18 protein-coding genes, 1 other RNA gene and 2 pseudogenes are annotated in these 18,392 nt (G+C 57.4%); 10 read left to right on the top strand and 11 right to left on the bottom strand.

Going from position 1 to position 18,392, the window contains the following annotated elements:
* Window positions 1-163: 163 nt before the first annotated feature.
* Window positions 164-715 (bottom strand): adenine phosphoribosyltransferase, encoded by a 552-nt coding sequence (gene apt, locus EIEH_RS16555; RefSeq protein WP_015870497.1) that lies wholly within the window; start codon window positions 713-715, stop codon window positions 164-166.
* 170 nt (window positions 716-885) lie between these two features.
* Window positions 886-1,264 (bottom strand): annotated as a pseudogene (locus tag EIEH_RS16550) (DUF454 family protein).
* A 70-nt stretch (window positions 1,265-1,334) separates the two neighbouring features.
* On the opposite strand from EIEH_RS16550, the gene priC reads away from it, so the two are divergent.
* The 3 genes from priC (at window position 1,335) to rsmS (ending at window position 2,376) form a co-directional block, all read left to right on the top strand.
* Complete coding sequence (gene priC, locus EIEH_RS16545; protein ID WP_015870495.1) at window positions 1,335-1,874, top strand: primosomal replication protein PriC; 540 nt, start codon at window positions 1,335-1,337, stop codon at window positions 1,872-1,874.
* Between the two features lie 77 nt (window positions 1,875-1,951).
* On the top strand, window positions 1,952-2,203 hold the full coding sequence (locus tag EIEH_RS16540; protein ID WP_015870494.1) for a GlsB/YeaQ/YmgE family stress response membrane protein: 252 nt from the start codon (window positions 1,952-1,954) through the stop codon (window positions 2,201-2,203).
* A gap of 8 nt (window positions 2,204-2,211) precedes the next feature.
* The gene (gene rsmS / locus EIEH_RS18235) at window positions 2,212-2,376 is read left to right on the top strand and encodes a pleiotropic regulatory protein RsmS (protein ID WP_015870493.1); all 165 of its coding nucleotides are present in this window, start codon (window positions 2,212-2,214) and stop codon (window positions 2,374-2,376) included.
* 41 nt (window positions 2,377-2,417) lie between these two features.
* Here the strand turns inward: rsmS and mscK are convergent, their stop codons facing one another.
* The 3 genes from mscK to acrR all read right to left on the bottom strand — a co-directional run bounded on the left by mscK (window position 2,418) and on the right by acrR (window position 7,070).
* Window positions 2,418-5,780, bottom strand: a complete 3,363-nt coding sequence (mscK, locus tag EIEH_RS16535) for a mechanosensitive channel MscK (protein WP_015870492.1) — start codon at window positions 5,778-5,780, stop codon at window positions 2,418-2,420.
* A gap of 216 nt (window positions 5,781-5,996) precedes the next feature.
* Window positions 5,997-6,350 (bottom strand): DsrE/DsrF/TusD sulfur relay family protein, encoded by a 354-nt coding sequence (locus EIEH_RS16530; RefSeq protein WP_015870491.1) that lies wholly within the window; start codon window positions 6,348-6,350, stop codon window positions 5,997-5,999.
* A 6-nt stretch (window positions 6,351-6,356) separates the two neighbouring features.
* Complete coding sequence (gene acrR / locus EIEH_RS16525) at window positions 6,357-7,070, bottom strand: multidrug efflux transporter transcriptional repressor AcrR (protein WP_015870490.1); 714 nt, start codon at window positions 7,068-7,070, stop codon at window positions 6,357-6,359.
* A gap of 141 nt (window positions 7,071-7,211) precedes the next feature.
* Here acrR and EIEH_RS16520 point away from each other — a divergent pair, with 141 nt between their 5' ends.
* The 4 genes from EIEH_RS16520 to EIEH_RS16505 all read left to right on the top strand — a co-directional run bounded on the left by EIEH_RS16520 (window position 7,212) and on the right by EIEH_RS16505 (window position 12,544).
* Window positions 7,212-8,396, top strand: a complete 1,185-nt coding sequence (locus EIEH_RS16520; protein ID WP_015870489.1) for an efflux RND transporter periplasmic adaptor subunit — start codon at window positions 7,212-7,214, stop codon at window positions 8,394-8,396.
* A 43-nt stretch (window positions 8,397-8,439) separates the two neighbouring features.
* Window positions 8,440-11,592, top strand: coding sequence for an efflux RND transporter permease subunit (locus EIEH_RS16515; RefSeq protein ID WP_015870488.1), 3,153 nt, complete (start codon window positions 8,440-8,442; stop codon window positions 11,590-11,592).
* 359 nt (window positions 11,593-11,951) lie between these two features.
* A complete protein-coding gene (gene tomB / locus EIEH_RS16510) occupies window positions 11,952-12,320 on the top strand; it encodes an Hha toxicity modulator TomB (RefSeq protein WP_015870487.1) in 369 nt (122 codons plus the stop codon).
* A 20-nt stretch (window positions 12,321-12,340) separates the two neighbouring features.
* Entirely contained in the window at window positions 12,341-12,544 is a 204-nt protein-coding gene (locus tag EIEH_RS16505) for an HHA domain-containing protein (protein WP_012847872.1), read from the top strand.
* Window positions 12,545-12,563: 19 nt separating this feature from the next.
* On the opposite strand, the pseudogene EIEH_RS19195 reads toward EIEH_RS16505, so the two are convergent.
* Together EIEH_RS19195 and ffs are read right to left on the bottom strand one after the other, a co-directional pair.
* Window positions 12,564-12,671, bottom strand: a pseudogene (locus EIEH_RS19195) (IS5/IS1182 family transposase); the annotation flags it as partial.
* Window positions 12,672-13,409: 738 nt separating this feature from the next.
* Window positions 13,410-13,506, bottom strand: an RNA gene (gene ffs / locus EIEH_RS18225) — signal recognition particle sRNA small type.
* Window positions 13,507-13,648: 142 nt separating this feature from the next.
* Between ffs and EIEH_RS16495 the strand changes: the two genes are divergently transcribed.
* Together EIEH_RS16495 and tesB are read left to right on the top strand one after the other, a co-directional pair.
* Window positions 13,649-13,978, top strand: coding sequence for an MGMT family protein (locus EIEH_RS16495; protein WP_015870485.1), 330 nt, complete (start codon window positions 13,649-13,651; stop codon window positions 13,976-13,978).
* 45 nt (window positions 13,979-14,023) lie between these two features.
* On the top strand, window positions 14,024-14,890 hold the full coding sequence (gene tesB / locus EIEH_RS16490; protein WP_015870484.1) for an acyl-CoA thioesterase II: 867 nt from the start codon (window positions 14,024-14,026) through the stop codon (window positions 14,888-14,890).
* Window positions 14,891-14,923: 33 nt separating this feature from the next.
* Here tesB and amtB read toward each other — a convergent pair whose 3' ends face one another.
* Window positions 14,924-16,201 carry an ammonium transporter AmtB gene (gene amtB, locus EIEH_RS16485; protein ID WP_015870483.1) on the bottom strand — a complete coding sequence of 426 codons (1,278 nt, stop codon included), beginning with the start codon at window positions 16,199-16,201 and terminating at the stop codon, window positions 14,924-14,926.
* A 24-nt stretch (window positions 16,202-16,225) separates the two neighbouring features.
* Window positions 16,226-16,564, bottom strand: a complete 339-nt coding sequence (glnK, locus tag EIEH_RS16480) for a P-II family nitrogen regulator (RefSeq protein ID WP_015870482.1) — start codon at window positions 16,562-16,564, stop codon at window positions 16,226-16,228.
* 54 nt (window positions 16,565-16,618) lie between these two features.
* Here glnK and EIEH_RS19190 point away from each other — a divergent pair, with 54 nt between their 5' ends.
* Entirely contained in the window at window positions 16,619-16,834 is a 216-nt protein-coding gene (locus EIEH_RS19190; protein ID WP_128574010.1) for a hypothetical protein, read from the top strand.
* Window positions 16,835-16,862: 28 nt separating this feature from the next.
* Here EIEH_RS19190 and EIEH_RS16475 read toward each other — a convergent pair whose 3' ends face one another.
* Together EIEH_RS16475 and cof are read right to left on the bottom strand one after the other, a co-directional pair.
* Entirely contained in the window at window positions 16,863-17,324 is a 462-nt protein-coding gene (locus tag EIEH_RS16475) for an Lrp/AsnC family transcriptional regulator (protein ID WP_015870480.1), read from the bottom strand.
* A gap of 153 nt (window positions 17,325-17,477) precedes the next feature.
* Window positions 17,478-18,296 (bottom strand): HMP-PP phosphatase, encoded by an 819-nt coding sequence (cof, locus tag EIEH_RS16470; RefSeq protein WP_015870479.1) that lies wholly within the window; start codon window positions 18,294-18,296, stop codon window positions 17,478-17,480.
* Window positions 18,297-18,392: the final 96 nt, after the last annotated feature.

Raw genomic sequence — 18,392 nt, 5'->3', positions numbered from 1 at the left:
CATGGGACGGGCACTGGCGCCCGCCTGCCCCGATCCTCTGATCATTGTAACAGTAGTTGTCACAATACCCATCACTTTATTCCGCCGCCGGGCGGCGGCAAAAACAGCCGGGCCACCGCACTGGCGATGGCCCGGAGAGATAGCGTATGACGCACGCTACAGATTAATGTCCGTCGAAGGAGACCAGGCTGTAGCAGTTAATATTCATCGCCTCCAGGCGTGCCTCACCGCCCAGCGCAGGCAAGTCGATGATAAACGCCGCGTCGTGTACCACGCCGCCCAGGCGGCGGATCAGGCGGGTCGTCGCCTCGATAGTGCCGCCGGTCGCCAGCAAATCATCCACCATCAGTACGCGATCGTTCGCGTCAATGGCATCCTGATGGATCTCCAACGTATCGGTGCCGTACTCCAGTGCATAGCTTTCCGCCAACGTCGCCCGCGGCAGTTTACCCGGCTTACGCACCGGCACAAAACCCACGCCCAGCGCCAGTGCTACCGGAGCGCCGAACAGAAAGCCACGCGCTTCCGTTCCCACCACCTTAGTGATCCCGGCGGCACGGTAACGCGCCGCCAGCAGCTCGATACTCAGAGCATAGGCGTCGGGCTTTTCCAGCAGACTGGTCACGTCACGGAAAAGGATACCTGGCTTAGGGTAGTCAGGGATGGTCTTAATATTTTGTTTAAGGAATTCGAGTTGTTGTGCTGTAGCGGTCATAACTTGTTGCCTGATAAACACCGGGTCCGGGCTAACGCAAGCCACCTGCAATCCCCCCCAAACATGGCCCGACATTAATCGCCGTCGCCCTCGGAACAGGGAGGTAACCCGCGCACGAAAACGTTCAAATTTATGCAAACCGCCGGAAAATTGCAACCGACATCGCCGGATTAAGGGCTTTTTTCTTGCGGTACATCAATAACCGGCAGTCGCCACAGCAGCAGCAGCAGTGCAGCCAACAGCATCAGCAGCAACAGGCGCAGCCAGCTGCTCTCCACCAGCCACAGGGAGAGGGAAAAGCTCGCCAGCAGCAGGATCGCCGCGCGTCGGCGCGCGCGGCGGCAGGCCGCGGTGCTGTTGCCAGTGACGTAAGTAGCCGCCGCACCAGGCGCGGTATAGCAGCCAGTGATGAAAGCGCGGAGACGAACGGGCAAAACAGGCCGCCGCCAGCAGCAGAAAGGGGGTCGTCGGCAGCAGCGGCAGCACAACGCCCAGACAGCCCAGGGAAAAGGCTATCCACCCCAGCGCCATTAATATCATGCGTTTCATTCTCTGGCTTGCTCCGCTCCCTGCCGCTCCAGTACCATGCGCTATGGTTACTATCATTTAAAGGTAGGTTATGTCGAGTCAACAGATGCTCAACCAGCTCGAGCAGCGCCTGCAGCGGCTGGCTCAGGCGCTGGCGCCGCTGGCCGAACAGCCCGCCGCCCGCTCACGCTTCGATCGGGCGCTGTTCCTGACCCACGGTACCCGGCTGAAAGACTATCTGCAGGAGACCCGGGATAACTTCACCGCCCTGCAGCGCGCCGTCGGCGCCGGGCAGCGCCAGCAGGTCGCCTTTCTCGCCGAGCGTCTGCTGGCTCAGATGGCCGCCCTACAGCGCGAGCAGGCCACCCAGACGCTGCGGCGACAAGAGCCGCAGCGGGCGGAGAGCGCGGGCGATCTGTACCAGGAGCTGGCGCGCCACCAGGACTATGAGCGGCGTCTGCAAACCATGGTGCGTGAGCGCGAGCTGCGCCTGGCCGCCTGCCAGACCCTGGCCCAGCAGCAGCAGATCCAGCGCGAACTGGCTGCCATGGAGGGACGGCTGCAGCGCTGCCGCCAGGCGCTGCGGCGGATCGAAAAGCAGATCGAACACCGTGAAAACGGATTTCGCTGAGCGCCTACGCCTTACCTATACTGGATTAAGGTGGCCGCACAGGGGGTCGGCCCATCACCTATGCAGGAGCATGTACCATGGGTATCATTGCGTGGGTTGTACTGGGACTTATCGTCGGAATAATGGCGAAATGGCTGATGCCGGGCCGGGATGATGGGGGAATTATCATGACCGTGGCGCTGGGCATCGTCGGCGCCCTGCTCGGCGGCTATTTCGGCAACCTGCTGTTTCATATGAATATCACTGCTGGCTTCAATCTAAAAAGCCTGATTATGTCGGTGATTGGTGCGATGCTGGTGCTGTTTATTTACCGTAAGATCCGATCATAAGGAGCCCCATGTCACTGGAGCAAGCAAGCGACGAGGTCAAGCTGGCCGTCGATTTGATTTACCTGCTGGAGAGTAACGCTGTTCCCGCGCACACCGCACTGGCGGCGCTGGAGATCGTCCTGCGCGACTACCGGCAGAAACTGGCGCAGGCCAGCCCTGCACACAGCGGATAGCAGCGGTGGTGCATAGCACCCACCGCCCGATCGTCCGTCCATCAGGCCATCAGTGAGTCAGGGCGCGGATCCGTCAGCGTACGCCTCACCTCTTGTACCTCATTGCCCTGCGGGTTATGCAGGTACACCTCCAGCTGGTTAAAGGCGATGTTGATATCGTTCTCTCGGCACAGCTGATCGATGCGACGGTTCAGTTCATCCACCACATAGCTACGATCGCGCAGTTCGCGCACATACAGCCGCATCTCATGATCCAGCGTGCTGGCGCCAAAGGCCAGGAAGAAGACCTGCGGCTCCGGCTCCACCATCACCCGCGGGTTCTCACCCGCCGCCTGCAGCAGGAGCTCCCGAACTTTATCCAGATCCGAACCATAGGCCACGCCGACCTTGATCAGCACCCGGGTCACCGTATCCGTCAGCGACCAGTTAATCAGCCGCTCGGTCACAAAAGCCTTGTTGGGAATGATCACCTCTTTACGATCGAAGTCGGTGATGGTGGTCGCACGGATACGGATCTTATTCACCGAGCCGGAGTAGGAGCCGATGGTGATGGTGTCTCCGATACGGACCGGTCGCTCAAACAGAATGATCAGGCCGGCGATAAAGTTACCGAAGATCTCGTTCAGTCCAAAGCCGAGGCCCACCGACAACGCGGCAGCCATCCACTGCAGCTTATCCCAGGAGATGCCCAGCGAGCCGAAGAAGATAATCACCCCGACGCTGATAATCGTATAGGTCAGGATGGTGGTGATCGCATAGGACGCACCCTGACGCAGCTGCAGACGCGACAGTACCAACACCTCCAGCAGACCGGGCAAGTTACGCATCATGATATAGGCCACCACCACCGTCATCATGGCAAACAGCAGGTTGCCCAGCGTCACCGCCTGGGTTATCTGGCTGGCGCCGCTGCCGCTGTTGTAGTGCCACAGGGTAATGCTGTCGAGATAGGAGATCACCGTAAACAGATCGGCCCAAATCCAGTACAGCACGCAGCCAAAGATCAAAAACAGCACCATCGTGGTCAGACGCAGGGACTGGGTATTGATCTGATCGATGGCCAGGGGCGGCTCTTCGATCGTCTCCAGCCCCTCAGCCCCCTCGCGCGAGGCGCCGGCGGCGTTCTGCTGGCGGCGCGCCAGCGCGCGGCGATAGGCCAGACGGCGGGCCGCCACGCTCAGACCGCGCAGCACCGTGGAGTAGACCACGGCCCACAGCAACATCAGGTACAGGCTCTCTATCCAGCGGGTACCCAGACGCAGGGCGGTATAGAAATAACCACAGGCCGTCAGGATCATCAGGATCAGCGGCGCGATCGCCAGCAGGGTCACCAGCACCAGACGTACGCTATGGGAGTTTTTCTCCCGCCAGGCATCGCGGCACAACGGAAAGACAAACACCGTCAACAATGCCAGGGTGATCAGAATCACCACCTGCCCGATCACATCCTCGTTCAGCTGCAGCGGTAATTTCTCCCCGATCACGCACCACACCATCAGCGGGATCAGGGTGAAGCCCAGCCGCCGGACCATACGACGGTAATGGGCGCAGACCAGCGGCGGTACGTTAAAGTGGCGCTCAGAGATCCCCCCCGGTGAAATCAGGCGATAGGTGGTACTGATGATCAGCCAAAACAGCGAGAAGCGCAGAGACATGACCCACAGCAGACCGCTTATCTGAGTTTCGGTATGGTAGAACATCACCCCCACGGCCAGCAGCAGCAGCGTTCCCGGCAGCCCACGCAGGATATTCAGCAGGATGGCCTCCGGCGTATGCAGCTGTCCGTCCCGCTTCAGCTGCCCCACCTCATCGCCCAGCTTATCCAGGCGGGCGTTGATGGCACGACGGCGCCACAGCAGTAACCCGGTGCCGATAAGCAGGGGAATGAACAGATACAGCGAGCTGATAAAGCCCTCCAGCAGCTGCGCCGGTTTGAAGTCAATGTGCAGGTTCGCCGCTTGGGTATGCAGCGCCGCGGGCAGTCCGATAAACCAGGCCAGGTTCATCGGTTTATTGCTGCTGACCCAAAAGATCTGCTGGGTCAGGGTATGCTGCAGGTAATCATTCACATTGCGCAGCTGCTGCTGATTGATCTGCAGGCTGATGGCCAGCGTCAGCTCACTGCCCAGCTGTTTGTTCAGCTTATCCAGCAGATCCCGGCGTGTATCGACCAGATCCTCCAGCGCCGTGATCGCCTCATCACTCAGTATTTCCTTGCTGTCGGTCTGCAGCGCCGCCACATAGTCGCTGCTTTGACTCAGGGCATCGCGCTGAGCGTTGATATCAAACTGGGCCACGCGCAAATCGGCCACCTGCGCCGCCACATCGTTGCTCAGCTTTTCCGTTGGCAGCTTCTGCTGCTGCTGGTAAAGAATACGCGACAGCAGCAGACTGCCCTTCAGCACCGAGATCTGCTCTTTCAGATTACGTTCGGCCTGCAGCGAACGGTCAAGCCAGTTTTTAACCCGGATATTCTCCTGTACCAGCGCATTGGTCTTTTCCGTGGCGTCGATCAGCCGCTGGCTCAGCGCGCGGTTTATCTCCAGTTCTTTGGCGATCAGTGGATTGTGGGTAAAGTCCTGGGCCGCATCGTCGGGATTGATCGCCTCTCTGGCCGTTTTTTCAGACTGAATCAGCTGCTTGCTATAGCCCGCCTGGCGGATCAGCTGTACGCGGCGCTCCAGCTTGGTAATACAGGCGCTGGCATAATCGCGCTGCTTTTGCAGTACATCCTGCAGGGTGGTGTTGTCCCCGAGGCTCTGCTGCTGGTAATCCAGGGACTGGTTTAGCATCGCCAGCTCCGTATTCAGCATGTTACGCTGACTGGCACGCAGCTGGGCGCCTTCTGCCAGGGTATTACGGATCTGCTGAATTTGCTGGGAGCTGGTCATCATGGAGGCCTGGGCACGCTCCGGCTGGGTCTGCAGGGCGATCAACTGACTGCTGTAGGAGGCCAGGTCATCCTGTGTCTGCTTCAGCTCGGACAGGGTATCATCCCACTGACTCTGCAGCTGGCGGGAACTCATGGCAGAAAAGTTGGCCTCATCAGCCGCATCGCTGCTGCGTTGCAGTGCCTCCAGTCCGGCCAGTGCCTGGTTCAGTTTTCCCGGCGCCTGCTGCACCTGCTGTTTCAGCTGCTGGCTCTCTTTGCGATAGCGCTCAATGCCATCCAGATAGTCCAGGGTTTGGTTAAGATCCTGCAGCACCAGCTTATCGCTGGCCGACAGGCTCTTCTGCCGATTCAGGGCATCGATCTGATTTTGCACCTCAGTGTACGAATCGATATCACCGCTCTGCGCCCGCGCCAGAGCGCTGCAAAAGAGCAGGGAAAACAGCAGAGTGACAATAATAACGCGCCAAAGGGCAACACCCTTGCATGGCCGTAATAACACGCCGTGAGTCATAGTAAAATTAAGCAGGCTTTATCAATAAAGGAAAAATAGGTTTCCTGGGCTCTATTTCGCGTGACGCTTGGCAACGTTCCATCGCGAAAAGTGGCCTAGAGTAACATGAAGCTGTAATAGCAAGAATAGGCGCAATCGGAGAAAATTGCCCGGTGTCGGAGTCTCACGCCGGGCGGTAGCGCGTCCACCGTCGTCGGATAAACGGCGAAGCACGTCTTAGAACGTCAATACTTTATCAGCAGCCAGCGTCCAGGCGGCCAGTTCGGTCAGCGTGCCGATGGCCACCCCCTCAATCAGCGGAAGCGACGCAATGCCGCGAGCGTCAGCGCAGGTCTTACACAACAGAATGGGCGTGCGCTGCGCGCACAGGATCTCCAACATCTGCTGCAGGCTGTAACCCTCATGGGGCTTTTGTCCCGGCAGCGCCGCCGTCACGGCGTCCGACATCAGGAACAGCTTCAGATCGATATCCGCCGCCTGCTCCTTCATCGCCAGCGCCAGGCGCAGCGCATTGAACAGAGATTCATGGCCATAACCGGCCCCATTGGCAATCACGACAATTTTTTGCATTGTTATCTACTCGTCTTTATCAACACTGTTTAGCATGGCTGGGAAACCGCTTTCCCATACAGAGGTATCATTGGGCGCACACGCCGCATCACGGCGTAAAAACGGGCTGTGCTGTAGCATGGCGATCACGTTATCCACCAGCGGTATCGCCTGCTGTTGCAGATCGAAGCGCTCCGGGGTAAACAGCCAGCTCTCCATGATACCGGTAATATAGCTGCGCAGGGCGATGGCACTGCGCAGCATATCCAGATTCGACGGCAGCTGCTCCCGAAAGACACAGTGCTGCAGAACCCGTTCAATGCGCGTGTAGCTCTCCAGATACATCAGTTTACGCCGTTCGCCCAGCGCCCGCATCTCGCCGACGAACTCGCACTTATGGTACAGAATTTCCATCATCGCCCGTCGCTGCGGATCCACCACCGTCGCGACCAAAATAAAAATTAGGAGCTCACGCAATATACGCAGTGGATCATCCGGAAACTTTGTCTGATACTCTAGCTCAAGCTCACTGAGCCTGGACTCCATAAACTCCCAGACGGCGTGAAAAATGTCAGTTTTGTTCTTAAAATGCCAGTAAATGGCCCCACGGGTAACCCCTGCAGCGTTAGCGATATCGTTTAATGAGGTGGCGGCGACACCGCGTGCGGAAAACTCACGTATGGCAGCGTCAAGGATTTGCTGTCGGGTCTCTTGGGCCTGCTGTTTGGTTTTTCGTGCCATGGCGTTATTTTTTTAAAGTATCAAGACTTACATACATTGATGAATGTATGTACCATAACATGCGTTTTTTGATAGCGCAGCAATGGGTTTTTTACCAGTGTGCTCCACACCCATTTCGCACTTGGACTCTTGAGGTATAATATGAAGAAAAACAGATGGTTAATGCCTCTGGCAGCGATACTGCTGTTTTCCGGCGGTTTACTTCTTACAGGATGTAACGATGACAATGACGCAACCGGGCAACGCCCTGCCCCCGAAGTCGGTGTAGTCACACTGAAAACGGCGCCGTTAAATGTCTCAGCCGAACTTCCGGGCCGAACCTCTGCGTACCGTATCGCAGAAGTCCGTCCGCAGGTCAGCGGTATTATCCTTAAGCGTAACTTTGTCGAAGGCAGCACGGTAAAAGCCGGCGAATCACTGTATCAGATCGACCCTGCAACCTATCAGGCCGCCTATGACAGTGCCCGTGGCGATCTGGCCAAGGCAGAGGCTGCCGCTAACATCGCCCATCTGACGGTCAAACGCTATACCCCGCTGCTGGGCACCAAATACATCAGCCAGCAGGACTATGATACCGCTGTCGCCAACGCACGCCAGGCCGACGCGACCGTCGTCGCCGCTAAAGCCGCTGTTGAAAACGCACGCATCAATCTGGCTTACACCAAAGTCACCTCGCCTATCACCGGCCTGAGTGGCAAGTCCTCGGTCACCGAGGGCGCCTTGGTGACCGCCAACCAGAGCAACGCGCTGGTGAAGGTACAGCAGCTTGATCCCATCTATGTCGACGTGACCCAGTCCAGCAATGATTTTCTGCGTCTGAAGCAGGAGCTGGCCAACGGGCAGATCAAGCAGGAAAACGGTAAAGCCAGCGTTGAGCTGGTGATGGAAAACGGCCAGCCTTATCCGCGGAAAGGCACGCTGGAGTTCTCCGACCTGACCGTGGATGAGAGCACCGGTTCTATCACTATTCGCGCCGTGTTCCCCAACCCGCAAAACGACCTGCTGCCGGGAATGTTCGTGCGTGCGCGCCTGGACGAAGGCGTCCGCCCCGATGCGCTGCTGGTTCCACAGCAGGGTGTAACGCGTAACCCCCGCGGCCAGGCGACAGTAATGCTGGTTGGCGCAGACAACAAGGTCGAAATGCGTACTATCGATGCCGCTCAGGCTATCGGCGATCAGTGGCTGGTCACGGGCGGCCTGAAGAGCGGCGATCGGGTTATCGTATCCGGCCTGCAGCGTATTCGCCCGGGTATGCAGGTGAAAGTAGAGGAAGCTAAACTGAATGCAGCGGTCAGCGACGGTGCGGCCAGTGGCGCACAGCAGTAAACGCATCGCGATGCATAATATTGGGAAAAGGAGCCAGTAATACATGGCTAAATTTTTTATCGATCGTCCGATCTTTGCCTGGGTTCTCGCCATCATTATGATGTTGGCCGGCGCATTGGCGATCATGAGCCTGCCTGTCGCACAGTACCCTACCGTTGCTCCGCCGGCAGTCACCATCTCCGCCAGCTATCCGGGGGCGGATGCGGCCACGGTGCAAAACTCCGTGACGCAGGTTATCGAACAGAACATGAACGGTATCGATAACCTGATGTACATGTCATCAACCAGTGACTCGGCCGGTAACGCCAGCATCACCCTGACCTTTGAGGCCGGTACCGATCCGGATATCGCCCAGGTCCAGGTGCAGAATAAGCTGCAGCTGGCCATGCCCTCCCTGCCGCAGGAAGTACAGCAGCAGGGGGTCAGCGTGGATAAAGCCTCCAGCAGTATTCTGCTGGTCGCAGGCTTTATCTCCGAAGACGGCAGTCTGAGTCAGGATGACATCGCCGACTATGTAGCATCCAACATTAAAGATCCCCTGAGCCGTACCCAGGGCGTCGGCAGCGTACAGCTGTTCGGCTCCCAGTACGCCATGCGTATCTGGCTGGACCCCAACAAGCTGAATAAGTATAACCTGACGCCGGTCGACGTTGTCTCCCAGATTAAGGTGCAGAACAACCAGATCGCCGGTGGCCAGCTGGGGGGAACCCCGCCGGTGCCGGGTCAGCAGCTGAACGCCTCTATCATCGTGCAGACCCGACTGAAGGATCCGACCGAATTCGGCAAGATCCTGCTTAAGGTTCAGCAGGATGGTTCCCGCGTTCTGCTGCGCGACGTTGCGCGCGTAGAGCTGGGGGCAGAGAACTATGGCACCATCGCCCGCTATAACGGTAAACCGGCCGCCGGTATCGCCGTGAAGCTCGCGACCGGCGCTAACGCACTGGATACCGCCAAGGCCGTGAAAACGGAGCTGGCCAGGCTGGCTCCCTACTTCCCGGCAAGCCTGAAGACGGTCTATCCGTATGACACCACCCCGTTCGTTCAGCTCTCTATCGACGAAGTAGTGAAGACCCTGCTGGAAGCGATCGTGCTGGTATTCGTGGTGATGTATCTGTTCCTGCAGAATATCCGCGCTACCCTGATCCCTACTATCGCCGTACCTGTGGTGTTGCTGGGGACCTTCGCCGTTCTGGAGATCGTAGGCTTCTCCATCAACACCCTGACCATGTTCGGGATGGTATTGGCGATAGGCCTCTTGGTGGATGACGCCATCGTAGTGGTGGAAAACGTCGAGCGCGTCATGTCCGAAGAGGGGCTGCCTCCGAAAGAAGCGACCAAGAAGTCCATGGAGCAGATCCAGGGGGCGCTGGTTGGTATCGCCATGGTGCTCTCCGCGGTATTTGTACCAATGGCCTTCTTCGGCGGCTCGACCGGGGCCATCTATCGCCAGTTCTCCATCACCATCGTCTCCTCCATGGTGCTGTCGGTGCTGGTGGCGATGATCCTGACGCCGGCGCTGTGCGCCACCATGCTCAAACCGATCGCCAAAGGCGATCACGGTGTACAGACCGGCTTCTTTGGCTGGTTTAACCGCCTGTTTGAAAAGAGTACCCACCACTATACCGACAGCATTGGCCGCATCCTGCGCGGCACCGGGCGCTATCTGGTGATTTACCTGCTGATCGTGGTCGGTATGGGGCTGCTGTTTATCCGCCTGCCCACCTCCTTCCTGCCGGAAGAGGACCAGGGGGTACTTCTGACCATGGCCCAGCTACCACCCGGTGCGACCCAGGAACGCACCAACAATGTACTCAAGCAGGTTTCCCACTATTACCTGACCAAGGAGAAGGATAACGTTGAATCGGTCTTTACCGTCAGCGGTTTCGGCTTCAGCGGTCAGGGGCAGAACAACGGTCTGGCTTTCGTCAGTCTGAAACCGTGGGACGAGCGTAAGGGCGATCAGAACAAGGTTACTGCGATCATTCAACGTGCAGCGGTCGCCTTCAGTAAGATCAACGACGCCATGGTGTATCCGTTTAACCTGCCGGCTATCGTTGAGCTGGGCACAGCATCCGGCTTCGACTTTGAGCTGATCGATCAGGCTAACCTTGGCCACGAAAAGCTGACTGAAGCACGTAACCAGCTGCTGGGTATGGCGGCACAGCACCCTGACCTACTGGTCGGCGTGCGCCCCAACGGCCTGGAGGATACGCCACAGTTCAAGCTCGATATCGACCAAGAAAAAGCGCAGTCGCTGGGGGTTTCTCTTGCCGATGTGAACCAGACCATCTCTGCCGCGCTGGGTGGGGCATATGTCAACGACTTTATCGACCGCGGGCGCGTCAAACGCGTTTATGTACAGGCCGATGCCCCGTTCCGTATGCTGCCAAGCGATATCGATAACTGGTACGTACGCAGCAGCAATGGTCAAATGGTACCACTGTCCGCCTTCTCCAGCTCACGCTGGGAGTACGGATCACCGCGTCTGGAACGCTATAATGGCCTGCCCTCCATGGAGATTCTCGGCGAAGCCGCACCCGGCAAGAGTACCGGTGAGGCCATGGCGCTGATGGAGACCCTGGTCGCCAAGCTGCCGGCGGGCGTCGGTTATGACTGGACCGGAATGTCCTATCAGGAACGTCTGTCCGGCAACCAGGCTCCGGCCCTGTATGCCATCTCGTTGATCGTGGTCTTCCTGTGCCTGGCCGCCCTGTATGAGAGCTGGTCTATCCCGTTCTCCGTCATGCTGGTGGTACCGCTTGGCGTCGTCGGTGCCCTGTTGGCGACCTCTCTGCGCGGTCTGACCAACGATGTGTATTTCCAGGTCGGCCTGTTGACGACGATCGGGCTGTCGGCGAAGAACGCCATCCTGATCGTCGAATTCGCCGTCGACCTGATGCACAAAGAGGGTAAGGGACTGGTTGAAGCGACACTGGAGGCTGTGCGCATGCGCCTGCGCCCGATCCTGATGACCTCGCTGGCCTTTATCCTCGGGGTTATGCCGCTGGTCATCAGTAACGGTGCCGGCTCAGGAGCACAGAACGCTGTCGGTACCGGAGTGATGGGCGGAATGGTCTCCGCCACCATTCTGGCTATCTTCTTCGTACCGGTGTTCTTTGTGGTGGTGCGCCGCCGCTTTGGCCGCCGCAGCGAGGATCTTGAGCACAGCAGGCCGGTTGAACCGCACAATAAATAGATATATAAAATGAAAAGACCGCCTGAAGGCGGTCTTTTTTTATCCATAGACGGCCCACTCCATACACGGCCAACCCTCCTGACAAACATGAATATACTTCATTCAGTGAAATGATATGGCCAGTCAGGATAACTCATTAAAATATTTATTCCTCTAACTCATAAAATGAGAGCTATGTTTAATCATCCCATGTATAGTTTAAATACTTACTAACATAAAACTTTTCCCATTACCCTGCACCTTTGATATGATACTGGTGTTAACCATCATAGCCATTGCGTAACTGATTGATTATTGCATTGATTTGCTATATTCCTTGCTACAGGGAAACAGGCTCAGTTCCGGCAAGGGGGTAGACTATGGATGAGAACACTTCTTATCAGCATGACATCTCAGAGTTAAAATACCTGTGTGATTACCTGTATCATCAGGGAATAGATGTCTTGGGAGAAAGCAATCACGGCTGGGTCAGCGATCCGACGGCAGAAGTAAATCTACAGCTTAACGAGCTGATTGAGCATATTGCCAGCATCGCGCAATCATTTAAGATCAAATATCCGCGTCATTCGGATTTAGCCGAAATGCTGGATTATTATCTGGATGAAACCTATGCCCTGTTTGGCACCTATAGCATAAGTGAAACGGCGCTCAGGCAATGGTTGCGTACCAAACGTCGGATGGCATACTGTCTGGCGCATGAAAAGCGCAACGCTGCCTTACATGTTTAGTCCAATAATAGGATGTTGTGATGACAAAAATCGATTATCTGATGAAGTTGCGTAAATGCACGACGCTGGATACTCTGGAACGCGTGATCGAAAAGAACAAATACGAACTTTCAGATGATGAGCTGGAAATTTTTTATTCTGCCGCAGATCATCGACTGGCTGAATTAACCATGAATAAACTATACGACAAAATTCCGGCAGAAGTTTGGCAATACGTCCGCTAATCAGCTATCCCAGTAGGATTTAATTCCAGGCAATGAGATCGCATGCAAAATGCAGCATCGCCTCATGGTTTTCGGCCTTCTTTTCCCATCGGATCAGGATCCGGCGAAAGCGCTTCATCCAACGATGCGCCTTGAAGCCGCTGTTTTTGATTGCCTTAGACGCCTCTCTTCCCGACGGAATATGAGGTTCGTAACGACGTACTTTCAGACAAACTTCCAGCCATTCGGCATCATACCCTTTGTCCAGCCACAGCGGCAGCCTGCGGCCGGTCTGTAGCGCACCAGCCGAATCTTCAACCATCTGCATGTCATGAATATTTTTCCCTGATACATAGCCCGCTCGCATCGATCATCAGGCTGCACTTTATGCCCTACTTACCCCCAGTCCGTAGGATTACGGTCCGTTTTTTTGAGCCAGCAAGCGGCGATGTTGTCATGCAGTCACCTGTTGATCGTCAATATTTCCCGTTCACCAACTGCTCCCACTTTAACTTTAATGTACCTATCAAGCTCGCCCTTCAGACTCTTAAATGCCTTCTTCTGTTATGGCTGTTGGAATGAAGCAGACGGTGTGTGTGTGTCAGGATGGACAGCGGAACGCAGTGGAAAGGTTGTGAGGTGAGTATTTCTCCACACAGAGCAAGACTTCACGCTTGGAACATGTGCGAAGATAAATCAGGATTTCACGGCGTTTCCACGCAGTCAGGTAGAGCCGATGGTACCAGGCCCTGTGACGGGAAAGCATAAGGTGCGATATTGATTAGCGTCATAAGTGATACACACCAGTTGAATCACCTCCGTTTCAATGCATGAAAACAAAGGATTACATGATAGATATCATTTAATTAGCATAAATGGGTGGGAGCCCTGCCAGCTACATCCCGGCACACGCGTCACCCGCTGCGGCTGCTTCCTTCCGGACCTGACCGAATTCACGGGTTAGCATTGCGGGAGAACCAACAGGGCCCCCATAACGAGCGCTATAACCTCAGCGCCGGAGCATTATCAGCGATGCCATGCCCAATTGCAAGGCGCCCCCCGCCAACCGTTGTTTTCTTAAACAGACCTCTTGAGCTAACGTCATAGGACAGCGATAATCGTGCCATGACAACGACGACCCCGCTCCACGCAGCGGATGACTTCCGCCAGCGCGTACTGCTGTGTATCGCGGCCATTCCCGCAGGCCGAGTTGCGACCTATGGTCAGATCGCCATGATGGCCGGTCACCCGCGCGCTGCGCGCCAGGTGGGTACCATCCTGCGCTCCCTGCCGACGGGCACTGCCCTACCTTGGCATCGTGTGGTCAATCACCTTGGCGCCCTCTCTCTGGTCGGTGAAGACTTCACCCGCCAGCGCAGCGCACTGCAGGCCGAAGGGATCTACGTCAATGCCGATGGACGGCTCGACCTGACGCACCTGCGCTGGCAGCCATAGCCCCGCAGCGGGGGTCTCCACCGCTATAAAATATAGGTATTAGCAATGAGCCAGGCATTACAACAATTATTAAACCTATTGAACCCAGAAAAAATTGAACAGGGTATCTACCGGGGGCAAAGTGAGGATTTAGGGCTGCGCCAGGTCTTCGGCGGCCAGGTTATCGGTCAGGCGCTGTATGCCGCTAAACAGACCGTTGACGCCCAGCGTCAGCTACACTCATTCCACAGCTATTTTCTGCGTCCCGGCGATAGCCGTATGCCGATCGTCTATGATGTCGAAGTCCTGCGCGACGGCAACAGCTTCAGCGCCCGCCGTATCAACGCCATCCAGCATGGTAAGCCCATCTTTTATATGACGGCCTCTTTCCAGTCCCTGGAGGCGGGCTTTGAACACCAGAGCAGCATGCCTCAGGTCGCCGGTCCCGAGGGGCTGCCCAGCGAGGCCGATATCGCCCGGTCGCTGCAGCACCTGATCCCCGAGGCCGTCCGCGATACGTTTACCCGCGAACAGGCCATTGAAATGCGCCCGGTCACCTTCCATAACCCACTCAAAGGCGAGGTATGCCCGCCGCAGCGCTACGTCTGGCTGCGCGCCAACGGCGTCCTTCCCGACGATCCGCGGGTGCATCAATACCTGCTGGGCTATGCCTCAGACTTCAACTTCCTGCCGACGGCGCTTCAGCCCCACGGCAAGGGCTTTCTTGAGCCCGGCATGCAGGTGGCGACCCTCGATCACAGCATGTGGTTCCACCGCCCCTTTCGCCTCGACGACTGGCTGCTGTACGCGGTGGACAGCCCCTCCGCCTCCGGCGCCCGCGGCTTGGTTCGCGGACAGTTCTTCGACCGCCAGGGACGTCTGGTCGCCTCCGCCGCGCAGGAGGGGGTTATTCGGCAGCATCCGGCGTGCTAAGCGCCCTGCAGCGCGCAGCACGGCGCCGCGCGTCTAGCGGTTATAGGCGTTCTCACCGTGGCTGGTCACATCCAGCCCCTCGCGCTCCTGATCCTCACTGACCCGCAGCCCCACGCAGAGATCCGCCGCCTTATAGGCAATCAGCGCCGCCGCCGCGGACCAGATCACGCAGACCAGCACACTCAGCATCTGAACCCACAGCTGGTGACCCATGGTGACACCGCTGGCATAGCCCGTACCGCCCAGCGGGGCAGCACTCAGTACCCCGGTAGCCAGACACCCGACGATACCGCAGACGCCGTGTACGCCGAACACATCACAGGCGTCATCTGTCCGCAGCCAGCGTTTCAATACCACCACGCCCCATAGCCCTGCCGCACCCGCGATCAGGCCAAGCAGCAGCGCGCCACCGACACCCACGCTGCCCGCCGCCGGCGTCACTGCCACCAGCCCGGCAATACAGCCGGAGCAGGCTCCCAGCAGGGAAGGATTCCCGCGTAGCCCCCATTCCGCCAAGACCCAAGAGAGAATGGCGGCGGCGGTGGCGATCATCGTGTTGATAAACGCCAGCGCAGCAATATCGTTGGCAGCACCGGCGGAGCCCGCGTTAAAGCCAAACCAGCCGATATACAGAATTGAGGTGCCAAGAAAAACCATCGGTACACTGTGCGGCTTAAACGACTCCCGCCCATAGCCGCTGCGCCGTCCCAGCAGGCGGGCGCCCAGCAGTCCTGCCACGGCGGCATTAATATGCACTACCGTCCCACCGGCAAAGTCCAGCGCACCGTCGGCGGCCAGCCAGCCCCCGCCCCAGACCATATGGGCCAGCGGCACATAGGAGAGCGAAAACCACAGCGCGGCAAAGATCAGCACCGCCGAAAAACGGGCCCGCTCAGCCAGTGCGCCGGTCACCAGCGCCACCGTAATACAGGCAAACGATCCCTGAAAGGCCACGTGCACTAGCGTCGATATCGAGCCGGTCACCTCGTGCAATCCGATCCCCCTGAGCAACAGAGCGTGCAGATTACCGACGACGGCGTTCCCACGGCCAAATGCCAGCGTATAGCCATAGATCACCCACAGCACGCTCACGACGGCGAAGGCCACCATCACCTGTGTCATCAGCGACAGCACGTTTTTAGCGCGCAGCAGGCCGCCGTAAAACAGCGCGATCCCCGGCAGGGTCATCAACAGCACCAGCGCCGTCGCTAGCATCATAAAGCCGTTATCCGCCCGATCCACCTGTGGCGCGCCGGCCAGCGCAACCCCCGGCAGCAGCGCCACGCTCACCATCCCCCTGCCCAATCGCATCATCTCACACCTCCATGCGGGCCATTACAGCGCCGCGTCATCGCACTCACCGGTGCGAATGCGCACCACGCGCGTCAGTTCGGCAACAAAAATCTTACCGTCACCAATTTTTTCGCTGCAGGCCGCCTGACGAATAGCGTCTATCGCTGCCTCCAGTCGCTCATCCTCCAGCGCCACCTCAATTTTGACCTTGGGTAAAAAATTGGCGCTGTACTCAGCACCGCGATACAGCTCAGCGTGCCCTTTCTGTCGGCCGAATCCCTTCACCTCAGTCAAGGTCAGTCCCTGAATACCGATAGCCAACAGCGCCTCACGCACCGCCTCCACCTTGAACGGCCTGATCACCGCGCTTACCAGCTTCATGGCTCCCCCTCCTCTGCCACCAACACTCATTCACAAAAACTATGAGCAAAGGTCATGCCAATCCAGAAGGCGTCCAACGGATCCCGCGCAAAACACGGGGTAGTGAGCTATTCACGCCAGCACAGCGTAGCGGAGGCAACGGCACCGAAACAGTGCAATGCACCAACCGTGGTGCACTTCAGTGCACCGGAGCAGGGGCAGATCTCCCCAACGTGGGTATCGCTGAGTGAGGAATATCTGCAGGAAATGGGGGGCAGGTCACCGGGGTGAGCCGGTGACCGCTGGCGGGAAAGGCACTCTACTCACGCAGCGGCAGCGCCGTAGTAAACTTAATCTGCTCCATGGCAAAACTCGACGTGACATCGCTCAACCCCTTTACCGAGTTGACCAGACGCTTATAAAAATCATCGAAGCTTTTCATATCAGAAACCTGCACCTGCATCAGGTAATCGTATTCGCCGGCCATACGGTAAAATGCTAGGATCTCCGGTATATATTCCACTTGCTGCACAAAGTTACGATACCACTCCGCGCTGTGGTGCTGGGTCTTTATCGCCACAAACGCCGTTAGCCCCAGTCCAAGCTTCTCTTTATCCAACAGCGCGACCCGTTGGGTAATATAGCCCTCCTCCTCCAGACGCTTTAGCCGCTTCCAGCAGGGGGTCGACGTCAGGTTAACCGCTTCTGACAGCACCTGCAGGGAGAGGGTGCAATCCCGCTGTAGCATATTCAGCAGACTACGGTCAATTTTATCCAGCATAGGGGCCTCCAGGAGAAAGATTTCCTCCAATTAGGCCGCTACACGCAATAATAATCAATCTTTTCCCGTTCCATCGGATATCCGACGCCAGAAAAAATAAAAAGAAAACCGGGTACGCGCAGTCAAACACGCAGCCCGGCTGGCTGAATAGCCTCAGTGATTCGGGGGAATTGTGAGGTGAGATTGTGTTAGCCAAAGAGAAAGCTGTTGCGCCACCGCCTGCTGGCAGCAGTCGCCGATCACCTGCAGGTGTGGCAAGGACTGCCGAAGCTGTGTCAGCGCGTTACCCATGATGAATCCCTGACCGACCATGCCAAGCATCTCCCGATCGTTCATTGCATCGCCAAACGCCATGCATTCATCCAGACCAATATTCAGGCGATCGCACAGAGCCGCCAGCGCACTACCCTTATTGCTGCCCGGAGGGATCACCTCCAGCGAGTCATGACCCGAGAAGCAGAGATCAGCGGCGCTGCCGAAGTAGGCGCGCAAACGCTGCTGCAGCGACAGTAGACGTTCATGACGATCGATAAAGCACACCTTGCTGACGCCGTAGGCCGGCAGGCGACGCAGATCCGTCAGGCGGTAGGAAAAGCCATCGGCCCGGTGGGGCGCCAACAGTTCGGAGCAGTCGCTGGCCGTCAGCCAGCCATCGTCGCGAAACAGGTGTAGCGAGGCAGTATCGCTCCAGTCGGCGTGCATCAGCTCATAGGCCACCTCCGGCACCAGATCCTGACTGAACAGCAGCTGGCCGTCATGATCATGCACCCGGGTGCCGTTGCCGGTGATCAGGTGTCCCCGCAGCCCCAGGCGGCGGATCATGCGGCTAACCTCTAAAAAGTGACGCCCGGTAGCAAAAGTGAGCACGACCTGCTGTTGCATCAGGCGCTGCAGGACATCCAGCGTCTCCCCGCCGATGCGGTGATCCGGCATCAACAGGGTGCCGTCCATATCAAACGCTGCCAAACGCATATCGCCTCCGTTTGTGACCTCTTCTGCATGACATACAGTATCGCGTGGCATTTACGGAACTAATAGTGAACAATTAGAAAAAAGAGTTCAGGGTTT

This window comes from Edwardsiella ictaluri ATCC 33202 (genome assembly GCF_000264785.1).
Taxonomy (GTDB): domain Bacteria; phylum Pseudomonadota; class Gammaproteobacteria; order Enterobacterales; family Enterobacteriaceae; genus Edwardsiella; species Edwardsiella ictaluri.
The sequence above is the reverse complement of the archived record's forward strand: the minus strand, read 5'-3'. Positions and strand labels throughout refer to the sequence as shown.